General features: G+C 59.9%; 15 protein-coding genes and 2 pseudogenes. 13 read left to right on the top strand and 4 right to left on the bottom strand.

Annotated elements, in window-relative coordinates; genetic code table 11:
- Nucleotides 1-27: 27 nt before the first annotated feature.
- Nucleotides 28-1782 (bottom strand): monovalent cation:proton antiporter-2 (CPA2) family protein, encoded by a 1755-nt coding sequence (locus HQ843_RS01175; RefSeq protein ID WP_180900203.1) that lies wholly within the window; start codon nt 1780-1782, stop codon nt 28-30.
- A 62-nt stretch (nt 1783-1844) separates the two neighbouring features.
- A complete protein-coding gene (locus HQ843_RS01170) occupies nt 1845-2468 on the bottom strand; it encodes a LysE family translocator (protein ID WP_180900204.1) in 624 nt (207 codons plus the stop codon).
- 215 nt (nt 2469-2683) lie between these two features.
- Here HQ843_RS01170 and HQ843_RS01165 point away from each other — a divergent pair, with 215 nt between their 5' ends.
- From HQ843_RS01165 to HQ843_RS01155, 3 genes are all read left to right on the top strand, one after another.
- Nucleotides 2684-3577, top strand: coding sequence for a LysR family transcriptional regulator (locus HQ843_RS01165; RefSeq protein ID WP_180900205.1), 894 nt, complete (start codon nt 2684-2686; stop codon nt 3575-3577).
- 391 nt (nt 3578-3968) lie between these two features.
- Nucleotides 3969-4904 carry a pirin family protein gene (locus tag HQ843_RS01160; RefSeq protein WP_180903384.1) on the top strand — a complete coding sequence of 312 codons (936 nt, stop codon included), beginning with the start codon at nt 3969-3971 and terminating at the stop codon, nt 4902-4904.
- 62 nt (nt 4905-4966) lie between these two features.
- On the top strand, nt 4967-6220 hold the full coding sequence (locus HQ843_RS01155; RefSeq protein WP_180900206.1) for a DUF5996 family protein: 1254 nt from the start codon (nt 4967-4969) through the stop codon (nt 6218-6220).
- Between the two features lie 565 nt (nt 6221-6785).
- Here the strand turns inward: HQ843_RS01155 and HQ843_RS01150 are convergent.
- Nucleotides 6786-7050, bottom strand: a pseudogene (locus HQ843_RS01150) (integrase core domain-containing protein); the annotation flags it as partial.
- Nucleotides 7046-7258, bottom strand: a pseudogene (locus HQ843_RS01145) (IS6 family transposase); the annotation flags it as partial. The pseudogenes HQ843_RS01150 and HQ843_RS01145, both read right to left, overlap by 5 nt.
- On the opposite strand from HQ843_RS01145, the gene HQ843_RS01140 reads away from it, so the two are divergent.
- The 10 genes from HQ843_RS01140 to HQ843_RS01095 all read left to right on the top strand — a co-directional run bounded on the left by HQ843_RS01140 (nt 7199) and on the right by HQ843_RS01095 (nt 16242).
- Complete coding sequence (locus HQ843_RS01140; RefSeq protein WP_180902338.1) at nt 7199-7729, top strand: phospholipase D-like domain-containing protein; 531 nt, start codon at nt 7199-7201, stop codon at nt 7727-7729. The pseudogene HQ843_RS01145 and the gene HQ843_RS01140 sit on opposite strands and share 60 nt — an antisense overlap.
- Nucleotides 7730-7792: 63 nt before the next feature.
- Nucleotides 7793-8779, top strand: coding sequence for a LacI family DNA-binding transcriptional regulator (locus tag HQ843_RS01135; RefSeq protein WP_180900207.1), 987 nt, complete (start codon nt 7793-7795; stop codon nt 8777-8779).
- A gap of 51 nt (nt 8780-8830) precedes the next feature.
- Nucleotides 8831-10165, top strand: coding sequence for an ABC transporter substrate-binding protein (locus tag HQ843_RS01130; RefSeq protein ID WP_180900208.1), 1335 nt, complete (start codon nt 8831-8833; stop codon nt 10163-10165).
- A gap of 77 nt (nt 10166-10242) precedes the next feature.
- Nucleotides 10243-11214: a carbohydrate ABC transporter permease gene (locus tag HQ843_RS01125; protein WP_180900209.1), complete on the top strand. Its 972-nt coding sequence runs from the start codon at nt 10243-10245 to the stop codon at nt 11212-11214.
- A complete protein-coding gene (locus HQ843_RS01120; protein WP_180900210.1) occupies nt 11211-12032 on the top strand; it encodes a carbohydrate ABC transporter permease in 822 nt (273 codons plus the stop codon). Before HQ843_RS01125 ends, HQ843_RS01120 begins: the two co-directional genes overlap by 4 nt.
- A gap of 5 nt (nt 12033-12037) precedes the next feature.
- A complete protein-coding gene (locus HQ843_RS01115; protein ID WP_180900211.1) occupies nt 12038-12802 on the top strand; it encodes an SDR family NAD(P)-dependent oxidoreductase in 765 nt (254 codons plus the stop codon).
- A gap of 23 nt (nt 12803-12825) precedes the next feature.
- Nucleotides 12826-13725: a sugar phosphate isomerase/epimerase family protein gene (locus HQ843_RS01110; protein WP_180900212.1), complete on the top strand. Its 900-nt coding sequence runs from the start codon at nt 12826-12828 to the stop codon at nt 13723-13725.
- Nucleotide 13726: 1 nt separating this feature from the next.
- Nucleotides 13727-14818: an ABC transporter ATP-binding protein gene (locus HQ843_RS01105; RefSeq protein WP_180900213.1), complete on the top strand. Its 1092-nt coding sequence runs from the start codon at nt 13727-13729 to the stop codon at nt 14816-14818.
- Between the two features lie 30 nt (nt 14819-14848).
- Nucleotides 14849-15607: an SDR family NAD(P)-dependent oxidoreductase gene (locus HQ843_RS01100; RefSeq protein WP_180900214.1), complete on the top strand. Its 759-nt coding sequence runs from the start codon at nt 14849-14851 to the stop codon at nt 15605-15607.
- The gene (locus tag HQ843_RS01095; protein WP_180900215.1) at nt 15598-16242 is read left to right on the top strand and encodes a nucleoside/nucleotide kinase family protein; all 645 of its coding nucleotides are present in this window, start codon (nt 15598-15600) and stop codon (nt 16240-16242) included. Before HQ843_RS01100 ends, HQ843_RS01095 begins: the two co-directional genes overlap by 10 nt.
- Nucleotides 16243-16290 lie beyond the last annotated feature (48 nt).

Below are 16290 nucleotides of genomic sequence, written 5' to 3'. Positions count from 1 at the left end.
GCATTGTCGTCCTCCGGATTGCTCCGGTCACGTTCTGTCGTTCAGTGGCTCCGGTACAGGTTCGGTCAACAGCCGGTCACGGCCGGACATGAACTCACCCTGCACCTGTTCCGACAGGCGTTCATTGTCACGTCTGCGGATGTCCTCGACTGTTTCCGCCACGTTGGCCTCGGCAAAACCCAGCGCCCGCAGCCCTTCCGCGCCCATCAGATAGGCGGATTCGACCGTTTCGCGGATCTGGTAATCGACGCCGGCGCGGATGAGCTCGACGGAATGGCCGCGATCATAGCTGCGCACCAGGAGCCTGGCCTGAGGAAAGGCATGCCGCGCCAGTTCCACGATCTGAAGGGCGGCCTTGCGGTCATCGATACAGATCATGATCGCATCCGCTTCGCCAGCGCCGGAACTGCGCAGAACATCGAGGCGGGCGCCATCGCCGAAGAACACCTTGAAGCCCCAACGTCCGGCATCGCGAATCCGGTCCGGATCATTGTCGATGGCGGCGAGGTCGATGCCTCTCGACAGCAGAAACTGCGAGGCGATCTGTCCGAAACGGCCGAAGCCGATGACCAGGATACGGCCTTTCAGATCATTCGCGACATCGACGCCATCCATGGATGTCTCGCGACGAAGAAGTCTGTCCGCGCCGATCAGAATGAAGGGCGTGAGTGCCATGGACAAGATCACGACGGTGGAGAACAGGGCGTTTTCCCGCGCGTCGATCACGCCGTCCGAAACGGCCGCCGCATAGAGCACGAAGGCGAATTCGCCGCCCTGAAGAAACATCGACGTCCGGCGCAGGGCCTGACGGTTGTCGCCGCCGAAAAGCCGGGCGATGGCGTAGACGGCGATCCCTTTTGCGAGCGTGAATGCGGCAAGCACGGCGAGCAAAAGCGGCCATTCGGCAGCAACCACGGAGAGGTTCAGCGACATGCCGACGGCCAGGAAGAACAATCCCATCAGCAGGCCGCGAAACGGTTCGATATCGCTTTCGATCTGGTGCCTGTAGCTCGACCCCGACAGCATCACACCGGCCAGAAACGCGCCCATCGCCATCGAAAGACCGGCAAGTTCCATCAGCAGCGCGGCGCCCAGGACAACCAGAAGCGCGCCGGCGGTCAACACCTCCCGCGCCCTGCTTCGCGCCAGAAGCGCGAAAAACGGGTTGAGGCCGAAGCGGGAGACGGCCAGGAGCGCCAGCAGCGCGGCAGTGGCCCACAGGATATCCATCCATCCCGACTGCCCGCCGGCGACGGGTGAAAGGAAGGCGACCACGGCCAGCAGCGGTACGATCATCAGGTCTTCGAAGAGCAGGATCGAAACCGACTTCTGACCCTCGCTGCTTGCAACCTCACCCCTGTCCTGCAACAGCGACATGATGACGGCTGTCGAGGACAGAACGAAGCCTGAGCCGGCAACGAAGGCGACAGCGGCGGAAAAGCCGAATAGTGCCATGCCGGCCAACGAAAGCGCGGCGGTCGCCACGGCCACCTGTACGAGGCCCAGCCCGAAGATCTCACCGCGCATGGTCCATAGTTTTTGCGGCCTCAGTTCCAGTCCGATCACGAACAGGAACATCACCACGCCGAGCTCCGAGAAATGCAGGATGGAACCGGCATCGGTGATCAAGCCGAGCACGGAAGGGCCGACAAGCACGCCGGCGGCGAAGTAGCCGAGGACCGATCCGAGGCCTAGCCGCTTGAACAAAGGGACTGCGACGACGGCCGCGCCCATCAACACGATGGCGGGTCCGATCGTTTCTCCGAGGCTTGCTTCAGCCATCTATTCGCCTTTCTGGTTCAGTCTCTTGTCTGTTGCGGGATCAGGCAATGGCCCGCCGGGTCTCATGAGGCGGTCAGGGCAGCCCAGATCATCAGTGCCCCGAACGCGATGAAGATCAGGCCGGTCAGCATCCGCCCGCGTCTTGCGTGTTCCGGCTTGTGCAGAAGCCTGACAGCCTGCCGCGCTCCAAGCGCGTAGCCGCCCAGGATGACAAACTTCACGATCACGAACGTGACGACCAGAAGCGCCATCAGAGACGGTCCGCCATCCTCGGGGAGAAACTGGGGGAACAGCGCCGCGAAGAACAGGACGGCTTTCGGATTGCTGATGCCGACCCCGAAGGAATGCATCCACAGCGCCGCTCCGCTTCGCTGCGGCAGGACGGTCCGGCCGGATTGCGGCGGTGGATACCGCAGATAGGTCCAGCCGAGCCAGATGACGTAGGCGGCTCCCACAAGCCGCAGAACGAGGAAGGCGACGGGATAGGCGACCAGCAGGGCGCCCATGCCGAGCACGGAAAGCGTGGCAAGCAGCGCGATTGCCGCCAGATCGCCGCTTAAGGCGACAAGCGCGCGCTGTGGGCCGACGGCCAGCGCGTTGTTCACCAGAAAAAGCGTCGATGGACCTGGCGTCCCGGTCTGCACGGCTGCGACGAGGATGAAGGCAATGAACGACGAAAATTCCATCTCGGGTCCAGAACCCCTTATCGTGTTAGCGGTGAATGAAGGGTGGGCAGGGGCACCGCGCCATTCATGTCGGGTCAACGGTTTCCGGGGACCGGCCTTTTGAGAAGCTGTTTCCCACCGGAATGCGTGATGTCCGGGCGCTTTATTGCCGCGCGCAACAAGATGCGATAGTGCGCTGATGTGATATTCTGTGTCGCGCAACGGGGAACGATGAGTTGGATATTGAAGACCTTCAGACATTCGTGGCGGTGGCTGATGCCGGAGGCATTTCGGCTGCCGCGCGCAGGTTGGGGCTTTCCAAGTCGATCGTCAGCCGACGGCTCTTCAGGCTCGAAGCGGAACTCGGGGCCCAGCTTCTCGCGCGCACAACCCGTGGCGCCGCCCTTACGGAAGCAGGCGCCACCTTCCGGGACCATGCCGCCCGGGTCAGCGCCGAGATGGACATGGCGCGGGAGGCCATTCTGCCCAGCGGCGAGCTTCGCGGACGCCTGCGCATCGCCGCGCCGCTTTCATTCGGGCCGACCCATGTTGCGCCGGCGCTTGCCGAGATGGCGCGCAGACACCCGCATCTGCAGCTCGACGCGTCCTATAGCGATCGCTTCGTCGATATTATCGGCGAGGGTTTCGATTGCGCGATCAGGGTCGGGCTTCTGCCCGATTCCAACCTGATCGCCAAACGCGTCGGGCCGATCTTCGGAAAGCTACTGGCAAGCCCGGACTATATCGAAAGGCACGGCGCGCCCAAAACGCCGGAGGACCTCGTCAGTCACGAGGCGCTGATGCAGGAAACGGAAATCTGGCGGTTGATGAATGGCGACAAGGTTGTTTCGGTTCAGCCGCAGGGCCGCTTCAAGGCGGATAACGGTCTGGCGCTGACCGCCGCGGCGGTCGCGGGGCTGGGAATTGCCAACCTGCCGGATTGCCTGACGCACAGATATGTCGCTTCCGGCGCCCTCGTTCCCGTGATGACCGATTATCCGCCGCCCAACGCCGGCATTTATGTCGTCCGTCCGCCGGGCCAGCACCTGGCGCGCAAGCTCAGGGTCCTCACCGACGTGCTGTCCGAATATATTCGGAAAAACCCCGAACATTGGGGGATCGAGCGGTAGTGGAATGAATTTGACATTTGAGGCCCGTTTCAGCGACCTCGTACTTCAAATGTCAAATTCTAAAATTCCACTAGAAAACATATACTTGCTAGTGGTTCCCATGATTCCAACATTTGCTGATGAGGTCGCAGCGAGGGGAACCAAATGTTGGAATCGAACCACTAGAGCAGCGGGGCCGGTCTTTACATCGGCTCGTTTCCGCGCGCTTTCCTGTTTACGTTCCACCTGCCGCGACACAGCATGCCTCATCACGGGACTAGCCGGAGGTTTGCGTCCCGGTTAGTTCGGAAGAACGATGGCACAGGCTTTAAAAAACCGAAAGCCGGATTGACCGCCGACAATTTCCTTGCCCGGAGCAGGCCGCTCCAGATCCCGCGAAAGGATGACGCCCATGAGCTGGAACCCGACGATCGAACCGGGCTGCCCTGACGAGGTGGGCATTGACGTAATCGAAACGCTGATACTCCCGCGCGCCCGCGATATCGGCGGTTTCGAGGCTCGCCGCGCCCTGCCAGCGCCGAAGCGGCAGATGGTCGGCCCGTTCATCTTCTTCGACCAGGCGGGACCGGCCGAGTTCCTGACGGGGCAGGGCGTCGATGTCCGGCCGCATCCTCATACCGGGCTTGGAACCGTCACCTACCTGTTTCGGGGGGACTTCCATCATCGCGACAGCACCGGCGCCGATCAGGTCATCCGTCCCGGCGAACTGAACTGGATGGTCGCGGGACGCGGCGTCACGCATTCCGAACGCACGAGCGCCGAAGCCAGAAGCGGCCCGAACAGCCTGTTCGGCATCCAGACCTGGCTGGCACTGCCCGACAAGGACGAGGACATGGCGCCGGCGTTCGAACATCACGGCAAGGACGCGCTTCCGCTCATCGAGGATGCAGGCGTCAAGCTGCGGCTTATTCTCGGCAATGCCTATGGCGAGACGGCGCCGGCAAGGATGCTCTCGGAAACCTTCTACGCCGATGTGATGCTCGCGGCGGGAAGCCGTCTGCCGATGCCCGACGATCACGAGGATCGCGGCATCTATATCGTTGACGGCTCGATATTGGTGGCCGGGCAGGAATATGCGGCCGGTCAGATGATGGTCTTCCGCCCCGGCGACAGGATCACGGTCGCAGCGGGAGAAAGAGGTTCCCGGCTGATGATCCTGGGCGGCGCCACGCTGCCGGGACCTCGCTATATCTGGTGGAACTTCGTGGCGTCATCGCGGGAGCGCATCGAGGAGGCCAAGGCCGAATGGCGTGCCCGAAAGTGGGGGCAGGGCCGCTTTGACCTGCCTGTCGGCGACCGGGAAGAACACACGCCCCTGCCGGAATGAAAAAAGCTGGCGCAAAGCCGGAAACCGAAACTGCAACGAGAATGGAACGAAGGAACGAGGAAATGAGCAATAACTGGCCCCGACTCGACTATCTCGGCTGGCGTGAGACCTGTTCCGCGCTGCACCTCTATCTGCAGATCGCGGGAAAATACCGGCTGGCCCATACCCCCTGGCTCAACCACTCCTGGAACGCGACCTTCTACGTGACGCCGCGCGGTCTTACATCGTCCCTGATCCCCGATGGTCCGGGCATCGAAATCCAGTTCGATTTTCAGGACCATCAGCTGCGCGGGATCGCCGGAGACGGCAAGACGGCGCATTTCTCGCTGGAGCCGATGACGGTTGCGGCATTTTACGGAAGGTTCCTGCAACTGGTTGCCGACCTTGGCGGCACTCCGACCTTCAACGGCATGCCGAACGAGGTGCCGTTCCCCGTTCCGTTCAGGGAAGATCTTCGTGATCGGCCGTATGACGGCGACGCGGTCCAGCGTTTTCATCAGGCGCTGATGAACATCGATCGGGTGTTCAAGACGTTCCGCACTTCTTTCCTTGGAAAATCGAGCCCGGTTCATCTGTTCTGGGGCAGTTTCGATCTCGCCGTAACCCGGTTTTCAGGGCGTCGTGCACCGCGCCACCCCGCCGGCGTTCCGGCCTTGCCCGACGGTGTCGCGTACGAAGCCTATGACCGCGAAGTCTCTTCCGCCGGTTTCTGGCCGGGCGGCGGCGGCATCGATTATCCCGCCTTCTACGCCTATGCCTATCCCGAACCAAAAGCCTTCCGCGCCGCCCGGGTGGCGCCGGACGCCGCTTTCTGGGAGGAAAACCTGTCGGAATTCGTGCTTCCCTATGAGGCCGTGCAATCGTCTCCCGATCCCGAAACCGCGCTCATGGACTTCCTTCAGACGACTTACGAGGCCGCTGCCGCTCTGGGCGGCTGGAACCGGGACGGGCTCGAGTGCCAGCCCGGGCAAAAAGGTCAGCCCCGTCCGCATGACGCCACGCGCACGGCCCCGACTGCCGCTGCGGCAAACGGCAAGGTGGAGCGCCAGGATGCGGGATCGAAGGGGCGCTATGTGATTGTCGTCGATGGCGTCGAGGCCGAAATGACCTACAGCCGCGTGAATGAAAGCATGATCATCATTGATCACACCGAAGTGCCCGCGGTGCTGCGCGGCCGGAAGGTGGGGGAACAACTTGTCCTGCGCGCGGTCGAGGATGCCCGGCGCGACGGCGTCTCCATCCTCCCCCTGTGCCCCTTCGCCAAGGCACAGATCAAACGCCACTCCGAATGGCAGGATGTTGTTGCCGGATCGTAATTTGCGGCTTCGCCCCAAGGCAAAGCTGGATCACTGAATTCAGCTTCCTTGAGGCAGAGCGAAAGCTCCGTTATGCGGCGTCCTTCACAGGTGAAGCACTGTATTCGGCTGACTTGGCAGGCAATGAGTGTGTGCTCGGAGAGATCTGCCCGCATCGGAAAGGATGCCATGAACCTTCACCGCTCCGTTTTTGACGTTGAGCTTCCCCGAGGAACTTCAGGAGCCATTCCGGTGTCGCGTTGCAGGAGCGAAGTGCTTGTCAGGCCTCTTGTCGTATAGTGATAAAAGGGTCTCCAAATCCTGCCCCCGCAACCCATGATAATTGCGATGGCCCCACCCCTCCAGCGGAGTTCTTGCTTTGTACCGAAAGCGTAAGGCTTCCAGCGAGATCGCCGCTGACCTTGCCCCGGTGAAGTAATCCATCTTCAGGTAAGCTCATGGCCCATGAGAGGACCAGAGAATGAGGCGCACACGTCCGCACCATCGCGGCGAGGTCATGTTCCTGATCCGTCGACGGGACAATCGATAGGAAGAAATTATCGAACGTTTTCAAGAAGTTGAAGTTCTATATGTTTGCTCCCGGCATTTTCTGGAGCGGATTGACGTCGAAGCGTTGGGGCTGTGATGACCACGCCTTGCAGATGAACTCGTAAGGTGTGAGGGACTTGAGCCTGCGAGCAAAGTTGTAAGCTGCGACGAAGTCGGCGAGTGTTGTCGGAGTTGTTCGTGGCTCTCTTAGTAGAAGCGCTTGACCGTGGCATCTTTGATGGTGCGGTTCCTGCGTTCGATCTGTCCATTGGCCGTGGATGCCTGGCCCTGGTCGTGCGGTGCCTTGCGCCGCAGGCGACCGACGTAGGCTGAGCCGACTTTCTTTCCGCAGCACCGGATTGTTTCATAGGAGACAACAATACCGCGCTCCAGCAGCATCTCCTCTACCATGCGAAGGCTCAACGGGAACCGAAAATAGAGCCCGACGGCATGGGCAATCACATATGGCGGGAAGCGTTGGCACTTGTAGCTCACAGAGTTCAGGTTCATGGCTGCGAGATAGCCGCAAAACCTCACCCGAAGTTTAACCTGACATCACCGATCGCCGAATTCAACCACGCGGTTCACGGCAAACGGTCCGAGAAGCTCAGCGAAGATGACCGGCAACTGGCCTTTGAGGGTTCTCGAGGCGGCAGTCGCCGAAGCCGAGGCGAAGCAGGTGACGCAGGCACCGTCCGAGCGCCGGCCCCGGCTCTGGTGGGTGCTTCGAATTTCCCGCATCCAGGATTGACCCTGAATATTGAGCTCGATGTCCAGGTGACGGGCTCTCCAGTCACTGTGCTTCAGGAATGGTTCGAAGAACACTGGGATGAAGCGGAGGATGTGACACCAGAGTTACTCCAAGTGGTCGAGAAGGACGCTCGCGATTACAAACCCTTCGAAGTTTATGCAACTGCTATCGGACAGGCAAGTGCGGGTGATCGGCGAGAAACAGTCCTGAGAATGCTTGACTCCGGATGAAGTTTTACGTAAAAACGATTTACGTAAAACGATTCACGTTATACGGACTCCTGGGAGGAATATGTGTCGGTAACGATCAAGCAGGTCGCCGAATATGCTGGCGTATCTGCGGCAACTGTTTCCAATGTGCTTGGCGAATCTAAGCCGGTGCGTGAGGAGTCGCGTCGCAAGGTGTTTGCCGCCGTAAAGGCGCTGAACTATCGCGCGAACCCGGCAGCGTCGCTGTTGCGTTCAGGAAAGTCGAACGTGATCGGCGCAGTCGTGCCCAACATACAGAATCCGTTTTTTTCAGCGATGCTTGCCGCAATCGAACGCCATTGCGGCAGCTATGGCTATGACCTGATCGTCGCCTCTTCCAATGATGATGAAGCGACGGAGATAGCGCGGGTCCGGTCGTTGCTCACCTGGCGTCCTGCCGGTCTGTTCGCCATTCCTTGTAGCCGGAATTTTCGCAGCCAGGAGCTGATAACAATAGCCAATGTTCCTCTCGTTCTTGCGGACCGGTGTGTTAACGGGCAAAATGCGGACTTCGTCGAAATTGACAACCGGCTTGCAGGGCGAATGGTCGCTAAGCATCTGATGGAGCTTGGTCATTCCCGTATAGCCGTGATCGCACCTTCATTCACGGTGGACAACGTCAAGGAGCGTCTTGCTGCGATGACCGACGAGCTGGGGCAGCCGGCCGTACAGATTGAAATCGGTCACGCAGTCAACCGACTTAGTGTAGACAACGTGGCCGCCCGCTGGAGGGATGATTGTACGGCTGTCGTGGCCTTCACCAATTCCGCCACACTGATGGCGCTGGCCGCCCTGCGCCATCTCGGGCGCAGGGTGCCCGATGATGTCTCGCTGGTTGGCTTTGACGACTACGACTGGATGGCGGTGGCCGGTCCGTCGATTACGGCCATCCGGCAGCCGGTCCGGGAAATGGCTCAGTTTGCCTGGGATAGCCTACGCATGCGGATCAAGGGTGGAGAAAACCTGAATACCCACACCATGCACCGACCCGAACTTATTATCAGAGAATCTACCGCGCCGGCCTCGCGCTGAGGCCGGGCATAGCCGACGAGGGGGGCACCCCTCAAATTTTGGGAGGAAAATATGAAACGATTTACGCAAAAGGCAATCTTTGCAACGCTGACGGTGTTTTCCGCGCAGGCGCTGCACGCACAGGACATTGATTGGTCGTCCGATCTGGGCAGTCTCGATGGAACCAGTCTGGTGATTTCGACCATTACCGACCCGTTCATCGACTCGATGGAAGAGACGATACCTGAGTTTACTGCCCTGACCGGCGCCGATGTGACAATCGACGGCTTTGGCTACGATGCGCTTCACGACCGTCAGCTTCTGGGGTGCTCGCAAAACGACGGCAGTACCGACGTACTGGTGATCGACGGCATCTGGATGGGTGAGTTCGTTGAAGCCGGATGCCTTGAGCCGCTCGACGATCGCATCGCTGCGGACGAAGATAGTTTCGCCTGGGATGACTTCGTTGCCGATGGCGCGACGCAGGCCAGTTGGGACGGCACGCGCTACTGCGCCCCGATCGGTATCTACTATGGTCTTATGTTCTACCGGACCGATCTCTTCGAAGCAGCCGGGCTTGATGTGCCGGAGACTTTTGACGAGTTGAAGGAAGCTGCTGCCTTCTTCACCGACAATCCCGACTTTCCAGGCGTTTATGGCTATGCGATGAACAATCAGCGCGGCGCGGCAGCCGGGCAGCAATACTTTGAGTGGGCTTTCTCTGCCGGTGTGTCGCCATGGAAATCCAACACGATTGGCGCGGAAAATCCCTATGCCGATCTGACGCCCACCATGAACGGAGAGCGCTCAGTTGAGCTTGTACAGTTCTTCAAGGACATGACGGCTTATGGTCCGCCTGGCGTTGAGAGCTACGCATGGGACGAGCGCGCAACGGGCTTTGCCAATGGCTCGCTGGCAATGATCAACGACTGGTCGGTTCGCGCGCAGATCGCCGAAGATCCGGCAACCAGTCAGATTTCCGGTAAGTTCGCTGCCGCGCTGATGCCACACGCCGAAGGCGAGAAGACGATATCTCCGGTCGGTGGCTGGGTAATGTGCATGAATGCCCACAGCGAACAGAAAGGCGCCGCCTGGGACCTGATCCGCTGGTTCTCGAGCCCGGACGTTCACAAGGAGTTCGTTCTGGCCGGCGGCCCGCCGAGTCGCGTGTCTGCCATGGAAGATGCCGACATTCAGGCGAAATGGCCGTGGACCGTACAGCTCAATGAAGCCCGCCAGACCGCATGGGCCGAAGGTCGGCCGCGTCACCCGCTGACTTTCCAGCTCATCGACGAGACCGGCGTCGAGGTCAACCGCGCCATTATCGGCGAAAAGACCCCGCAGCAGGCGATGGACGATGCCAATGCGCAGGCGGAAAAGATGTTGCAGCGGGCTGGTCTGCTCTAAGCATCATCAAAACCAGACAGAGCGGCGCCTTATGCGCCCTCTGTTCCTCTCATGCCTGGCCTGCCAAGGAGAACCGCATGTCTCGCGGAACCGCAACCCCTCCGTTAGATGGACAATCCTCCGTCCTGTCCGGGGAGCGTGCCTCTGCTGTGATGCGCCACAGCCGCAAGCGTTGGTGGTCGCGCGATCGCGTCCAGCAACCGGCATTTCTGTGGCCGCCGCTGCTGTTCTTGCTGCTTCTGACGCTGTTCCCATTCGTCTACTCGGTGTGGCTCAGTCTTCACTATGTGCGCCTCACGCGCCTTGACAACAAGGTATTCGCGGGGTTTCAGAATTATATTGACCTGTTCCAGGACGAGATTTTTATCAGCGCAATTCGCAACACCCTGCTGCTTGCCGGCGCTACCCTGACCATCGAGCTGATCCTCGGTTTCGCCATCGCCAAAGTGTTCTACGAGCTGGCACATCGACCCTGGGTGAATTCGCTGCGCTCCGCGTATCTCGTGCCAATGATGGTTACGCCGATCACCATCGGGGTTATTGCCAATTATGTCATGAACCCGCAACTGGGCATCATCAACCAACTGCTTGCCAGCCTCGGGATCGATCCGGTCAGTTGGTTCGGCGATCCCATGATGGCAAAGCTTTCAATCCTGCTGATCAACGTCTGGCAATGGACGCCCTTCGTGGCGGTGCTGCTTCTGGCCGGCCTGATGTCCGTACGCCACGATGTGCTTGAAGCCGCCCGCGTCGACGGGGCCCGCTGGTATCATATCACGGCGTTCATCGAGATTCCCTCGATCCTGCCGATAGCCCTGCTGGCCGTCATCTTGCGGTTGATCGAGATATTGCGCTTTTTCGATATCGTCTACATCACCACCCGCGGCGGCCCCAGCGACGCGACCATGGTGATGACCCTATTCACGTACCAGCAGGAATTTCAGTACTTCCAGGTCGGGCTCGGATCTGCGTCAGCAGTCATCATCCTTGCCATGTCGATCGTCATCACAACATTCGCCGTGGCGCTTCTGCGGAGGATCGAGCAATGAGACGCGCCTTTTGGAAAGACGCCACCCTCGTCATCGTCGCACTCGGCGTGACGTTTTTTTCCCTCGCCCCGCTGCTCTGGATGTTTCTCGGCGCCTTCAAGACGACTGCGCAGATGATTGCCGTTCCGCCGGTCTGGGCTGTTGATTTTACCTACTTGAAGAACTTCACCGACCTGTTTGCTGATTACTGGCCGAATATGCGCAACTCGCTGGTCGTCACGGTGGGGACCACGATCCTTGCGCTGGTTCTTGCGCTTCCGGTGGCTTTCGCACTGGTGAATTTCAAGCTGAAGCGACGCAATTTCCTGGCCGACTGGATTCTGTCGACCCGCATGATGCCGCCCATTGCCGCAGCCGTTCCGCTGTTCATCATATTCAACGGTCTCGGCATTCTCGACAGCGTCCCGGCGCTGATCATTGCCTATGCGGGCTTCAACATGCCATTTGCCATCTGGGTATCGATGTCCTTCCTGAAGCAGGTGCCGAAAGAGTTGATCGAGGCTGCTCGCTTGGAAGGCTGTTCCTGGTTCCAGATACTGATGCTGATCGCCATACCGCTCAGCCTGTCCGGCATTGCCGTAGTAGCCACCTTCGTCTTCATTTTTGCCTGGAATGAGTTCCTTCTGGCGCTCTTCCTCAGCGGCGGCTCATCCCGAACCTTCCCGGTTACCATCTCGTCTTTCATCGGTACGGGTCGGATTTATTGGGAATATATCGCTGCCGCTACGGTCGTGCAGTGCGTTCCCCCCATCGTCTTCGCCTTCGCCATGCAGCGACACATCGTGTCCGGCATGACGATGGGCGCCATAAAGGATTGATACCTATGACCTTAGCCCGTGAAAACCCCGGAGCGGCGCTGATCACCGGTGCATCGCGCGGCATCGGTCGCGCCATCGCCGAGCGGTTCGGCGCAGACGGCTACCATGTCCTCGTCAGCGACCTTGAACGCCAGCGTGGCGAGGCTGAGACGGTGGTCGAATCCATCCGCAACGTCGGCGGTAAGGCGGATTTTCTGCCCTGCGACGTCGGCGACCCAAAGTCCATCGAGACGCTGGTTAACGATACCGTTGCGCTTTCGAGAGGCATCCGGGTCCTGATCAACAACGCCGGAGTGCTTTCGGTATCATCCGTCGATGACCTTTCGCCCGAGGAATGGGATCGGATGTATCAGATCAATACGCGGGGCACCTTTCTCGTCACGCAGGCGATGTTGCCGCACCTTCGCAAGCAAGACCGTGCACGCATCATCAATATCGCTTCCATTGGTGGCAAACGCGGTGCGCCGGGGCAGATCCACTATTGTTCCTCAAAGGCCGCGGTCATCAGTTTCACCCAGATCCTCGCCGAGGAAGTGGCTCAGGACGGCATCAACGTCAATGCGATCTGCCCGGGCATTATCGATACCGATATGGGCCGCAACAATTATCGCACGCCAGATGCGCTGGCGGCTGTCCACGCCAAGACCGCGCTGAAACGCCTCGGCTATCCCGAGGACGTTTCCGGCCCGGTGGCCTTTCTAGCCTCCGACGATGCGGCCTTCATCACCGGCCAGGCGATCAACGTCTGCGGCGGCATCCTTTTTCACTAAGTTCTCACGGAGACCGAAACCCTATGAATAAACTTGGTTTGCACGCAAATGTCTGGGTCGCCGGCTGGAGCGAAAACGAAGCGGCAATGGCTATCGAAAAGACCGCCGCGACAGGCTTTGATCTCATCGAAATCCCTGCGCTGGAGCCATCGAGCCTACGTCCGGACGAGACGCGCAGGCGGCTCGATGCAGCCGGCATTGGCTGCACGCTGTCGCTCGGCTTGGACGATAGGAGCGATATTTCGTCGGGTGACCCGCAGATGATGAAGGCCGGCGAGGAAAAGCTGCGCACCGCGCTGTCCGTGGGCCGGGACCTTGGTGCAACCCACGTCTGCGGTATCCTCTACAGCGCATTTCAGAAATATTTCGAACCGCCCACCCGGAGGGGCATCGAAGCCTCTGCCGAGGTCATGCGGCGGGTGGCGGACTATGCGGTGGAAAACGACATTACGCTGGGCATGGAGGTTGTGAACCGCTACGAGAGCAATGTGTTGAACACCGCCGCGCAGGCTGTGGCCTATTGCAAGATGGTCGACGCCCCCAATGTGAAAGTGCATCTCGACGCCTATCACATGCACATCGAAGAACAGAGCCCGCCGGACGCTATTATGGCGACCGGCAAGCAGCTCGGCTATTTCCATACCGGAGAATCGCATCGGGGCTACATCGGCTCCGGCTCCATCGACCACCCAAGCCTGTTCCGGGCGCTGGTCGCTTCAGGTTATGACGGGCCGATCACCTACGAGTCCTTCTCGTCCGAGGTCGTCGGGCAGCCGCTCACCGGCATTCTCGGCATCTGGCGCAACACCTGGACGGATGGCGAGGATCTGGCGCGCCACGCATACACATTTACGCATGCCCAGTTGAAAGCCGCGCGCGAAACGGTGCTGAGGGCTTCCGGGTTTACCGAAATGGAGGCCTGAAATGGGAGCCATACACCTCGATAATGTGCGTAAAAGTTTCGGTAATGTCACCGTCATTGAGGGCATAGAACTTGAGATTGCAGACGGCGAGTTCGTGGTCTTCGTCGGTCCATCAGGGTGTGGCAAGTCTACGCTACTGCGTCTGATCGCCGGCCTCGAGGAGATCGACGATGGTAGAATCAGCATCGACGGCGAACAGGTCGACATGAAGGAGCCCGCCGACCGTCACATCGCCATGGTGTTCCAGAGCTATGCGCTCTATCCGCATATGAGTGTTCGCAAGAATATTGGCTTTGGCCTCAGGATCGCCGGGTTCCCCAAGGCTGAGATCAACGCCAAGATCGAGGAGGCCGCACGCCTTCTTGAGCTGACGCCGCTGCTGGAGCGCCGTCCGCGCGACCTGTCTGGCGGTCAACGGCAGCGCGTGGCCATCGGACGGGCGATCGTGCGCTCGCCATCGGCCTTTCTTTTCGATGAGCCGCTGTCGAACCTTGACGCGGCGCTGCGCGTGCAAATGCGCATGGAGATCATCAATCTGCACACCGACCTGAAGCGAACGATGATTTATGTAACCCATGATCAGGTTGAAGCGATGACCATGGCCGATCGTATTGTCGTGCTGAATGGCGGAAGGGTGGAGCAATTCGATACGCCGGTCGAACTTTATGATCATCCGGCCAACCTGTTTGTTGCGGGCTTTATCGGTAGTCCGAAGATGAATTTCCTCGACGTCACGCAGGCTGAGGACAACCGGCTTCACCTTGAAGGGGGGCTCCAGGTCACGCTTCCTGACCGCAGTCCGGCTGAGTGCGCCCGGACGAAAATACTGGGCATCCGGCCAGAGCATTTCCTGCATCAGGGCTCGGGCGGGCTGTGGGATGGCAAGGTCACGGTGGCGGAGCAACTCGGCAGCGACGCCTATCTTCATGTGGCGGTTGCCGGCCTCGACAAACAACTGGTTGTGCGCGGCGTCGGCGAACGCGCCTTTGGCAGAGGCGACGTGATTTCCCTGACGCCGCAAGCCGGGAATTGTCACCTGTTTGATGCCCAGGGTGCCACGATCCGAAACGTTCAACTGCCCGGCGCAGCCTGACCGGCGCGTCGGATTCGCGAGGGTTCGAAGATGTATATGGAAAAATTATCTCTTTTCGGGCGCCGCGCGCTCGTCACGGGGGCTGCCCGGGGCATTGGCTATGCCTGTGCCGATGCGCTGAGCGAGGCCGGAGCCCATGTGGTCCTGGCCGATCTCGATGGCGCGGCTGCCGCGGCTGCGGCTACGAGACTGGCTGAAAACGGACGCAGCACCGAGGCAATGAGCCTCGATGTCAAGGACAGTGCCGCCGTCGATGATGTCGCCGCCACTATCGGCGATCTGGATATTCTGGTTGCCAATGCCGGTATCGGACGCTTGCCCATGCCAGCCGAAGACATTGCCAACGAAGATTGGCTCGAAGTGCATCGCGTCAATCTCGACGGCGTCTTCTACTGCAACCGGGCGTTTGGTCGGAAGATGCTGGATCGTAGGCGCGGCAGCATCGTCAACGTTGGCTCGATGTCTGGTATCATCGTCAACCGTCCACAGGGGCAAGCGCATTACAACAGTTCCAAGGCCGCCGTCCATCACCTAACGAAGTCGTTGGCCGCCGAATGGGCTGATCGCGGTCTGCGGGTGAATGCGGTGGCGCCGACCTATATCGAGACGCCCCTGACGGCTGTTGCCCATGAGAACGGAATGGCCGCCATCTGGATGCGTGACACGCCAATGGGGCGTTTCGGCCAGGTGGATGAAGTCGCATCTGCCGTGCATTTTCTGGCGAGCGATGCCGCCAGTCTGATAACTGGATCCGTTTTGGTGGTCGATGGCGGGCTCACATGCTGGTGAGCGGGCAAAAATCCCTTCCGACTGACGAAACTGACCTTTTGACCCGGTTGATAGCCTTCGCTCATGGCGATGTGCGCAGGTTTGTCGCCATCGCTGGAGCGCCAGCTTCCGGCAAGAGCACACTTGCCCAGCGCTTGTTCAAGACGGTTGAAGCGGAAGCCCCCGGCCGCGTGGCGGTTCTGCCTATGGACGGGTTCCACTACGATAATGTCCTCTTGCAGTCTTATGGCTGGCTTGCGCGCAAGGGCGCTCCCCACACCTTTGACGTAGACGGGCTGGCATCTGTGCTCGACCGGCTTGCCCGGTATGATCGAGCGGTTGCGGTTCCTGTCTTTGACCGCGCGCTGGAGATCTCCCGTGCGGGCGCCCGCGTGATCAAGCCTTCGGTGCGCCTGATCCTTGTTGAAGGCAATTATCTGTTGTTGGAAGAACCAGGATGGAAGTCTTTGCATGAACGCTTCGACTTGAGCCTGTATCTGGATGTGCCTTTGGAGTTGCTGCGCCAGCGCCTGCTCGACAGATGGCGTTCTCTGCAGCCTGAGGAGGCGCGTGCCAAGATCGAGGAAAACGATCTCCCCAACGCCAGAATAGTTATCGAACACAGTATCGCGGCTGACCTTGTCCTGAAGACATGACAGGTCGTGACTAGCAGCTGTATGTTTCAGGTTCTCCTCTGCTCCCAT

Source organism: Martelella sp. NC20 (genome assembly GCF_013459645.1).
Taxonomy (GTDB): Bacteria; Pseudomonadota; Alphaproteobacteria; order Rhizobiales; family Rhizobiaceae; genus Martelella.
The sequence above is the reverse complement of the archived record's forward strand: the minus strand, read 5'-3'. Positions and strand labels throughout refer to the sequence as shown.

Bases quoted from the DNA above. Each gene is read 5' to 3' on its own strand.
- HQ843_RS01175 (WP_180900203.1), bottom strand. From the start codon at position 1,782: ATGGCTGAAGCAAGCCTCGGAGAAACGATCGGACCCGCCATCGTGTTG.
- HQ843_RS01170 (WP_180900204.1), bottom strand. From the start codon at position 2,468: ATGGAATTTTCGTCGTTCATTGCCTTCATCCTCGTCGCAGCCGTGCAG.
- HQ843_RS01160 (WP_180903384.1), top strand. From the start codon at position 3,969: ATGAGCTGGAACCCGACGATCGAACCGGGCTGCCCTGACGAGGTGGGC.
- HQ843_RS01155 (WP_180900206.1), top strand. From the start codon at position 4,967: ATGAGCAATAACTGGCCCCGACTCGACTATCTCGGCTGGCGTGAGACC.
- HQ843_RS01140 (WP_180902338.1), top strand. From the start codon at position 7,199: ATGGGCAATCACATATGGCGGGAAGCGTTGGCACTTGTAGCTCACAGA.
- HQ843_RS01130 (WP_180900208.1), top strand. From the start codon at position 8,831: ATGAAACGATTTACGCAAAAGGCAATCTTTGCAACGCTGACGGTGTTT.
- HQ843_RS01125 (WP_180900209.1), top strand. From the start codon at position 10,243: ATGTCTCGCGGAACCGCAACCCCTCCGTTAGATGGACAATCCTCCGTC.
- HQ843_RS01120 (WP_180900210.1), top strand. From the start codon at position 11,211: ATGAGACGCGCCTTTTGGAAAGACGCCACCCTCGTCATCGTCGCACTC.
- HQ843_RS01115 (WP_180900211.1), top strand. From the start codon at position 12,038: ATGACCTTAGCCCGTGAAAACCCCGGAGCGGCGCTGATCACCGGTGCA.
- HQ843_RS01110 (WP_180900212.1), top strand. From the start codon at position 12,826: ATGAATAAACTTGGTTTGCACGCAAATGTCTGGGTCGCCGGCTGGAGC.
- HQ843_RS01105 (WP_180900213.1), top strand. From the start codon at position 13,727: ATGGGAGCCATACACCTCGATAATGTGCGTAAAAGTTTCGGTAATGTC.
- HQ843_RS01100 (WP_180900214.1), top strand. From the start codon at position 14,849: ATGTATATGGAAAAATTATCTCTTTTCGGGCGCCGCGCGCTCGTCACG.
- HQ843_RS01095 (WP_180900215.1), top strand. From the start codon at position 15,598: ATGCTGGTGAGCGGGCAAAAATCCCTTCCGACTGACGAAACTGACCTT.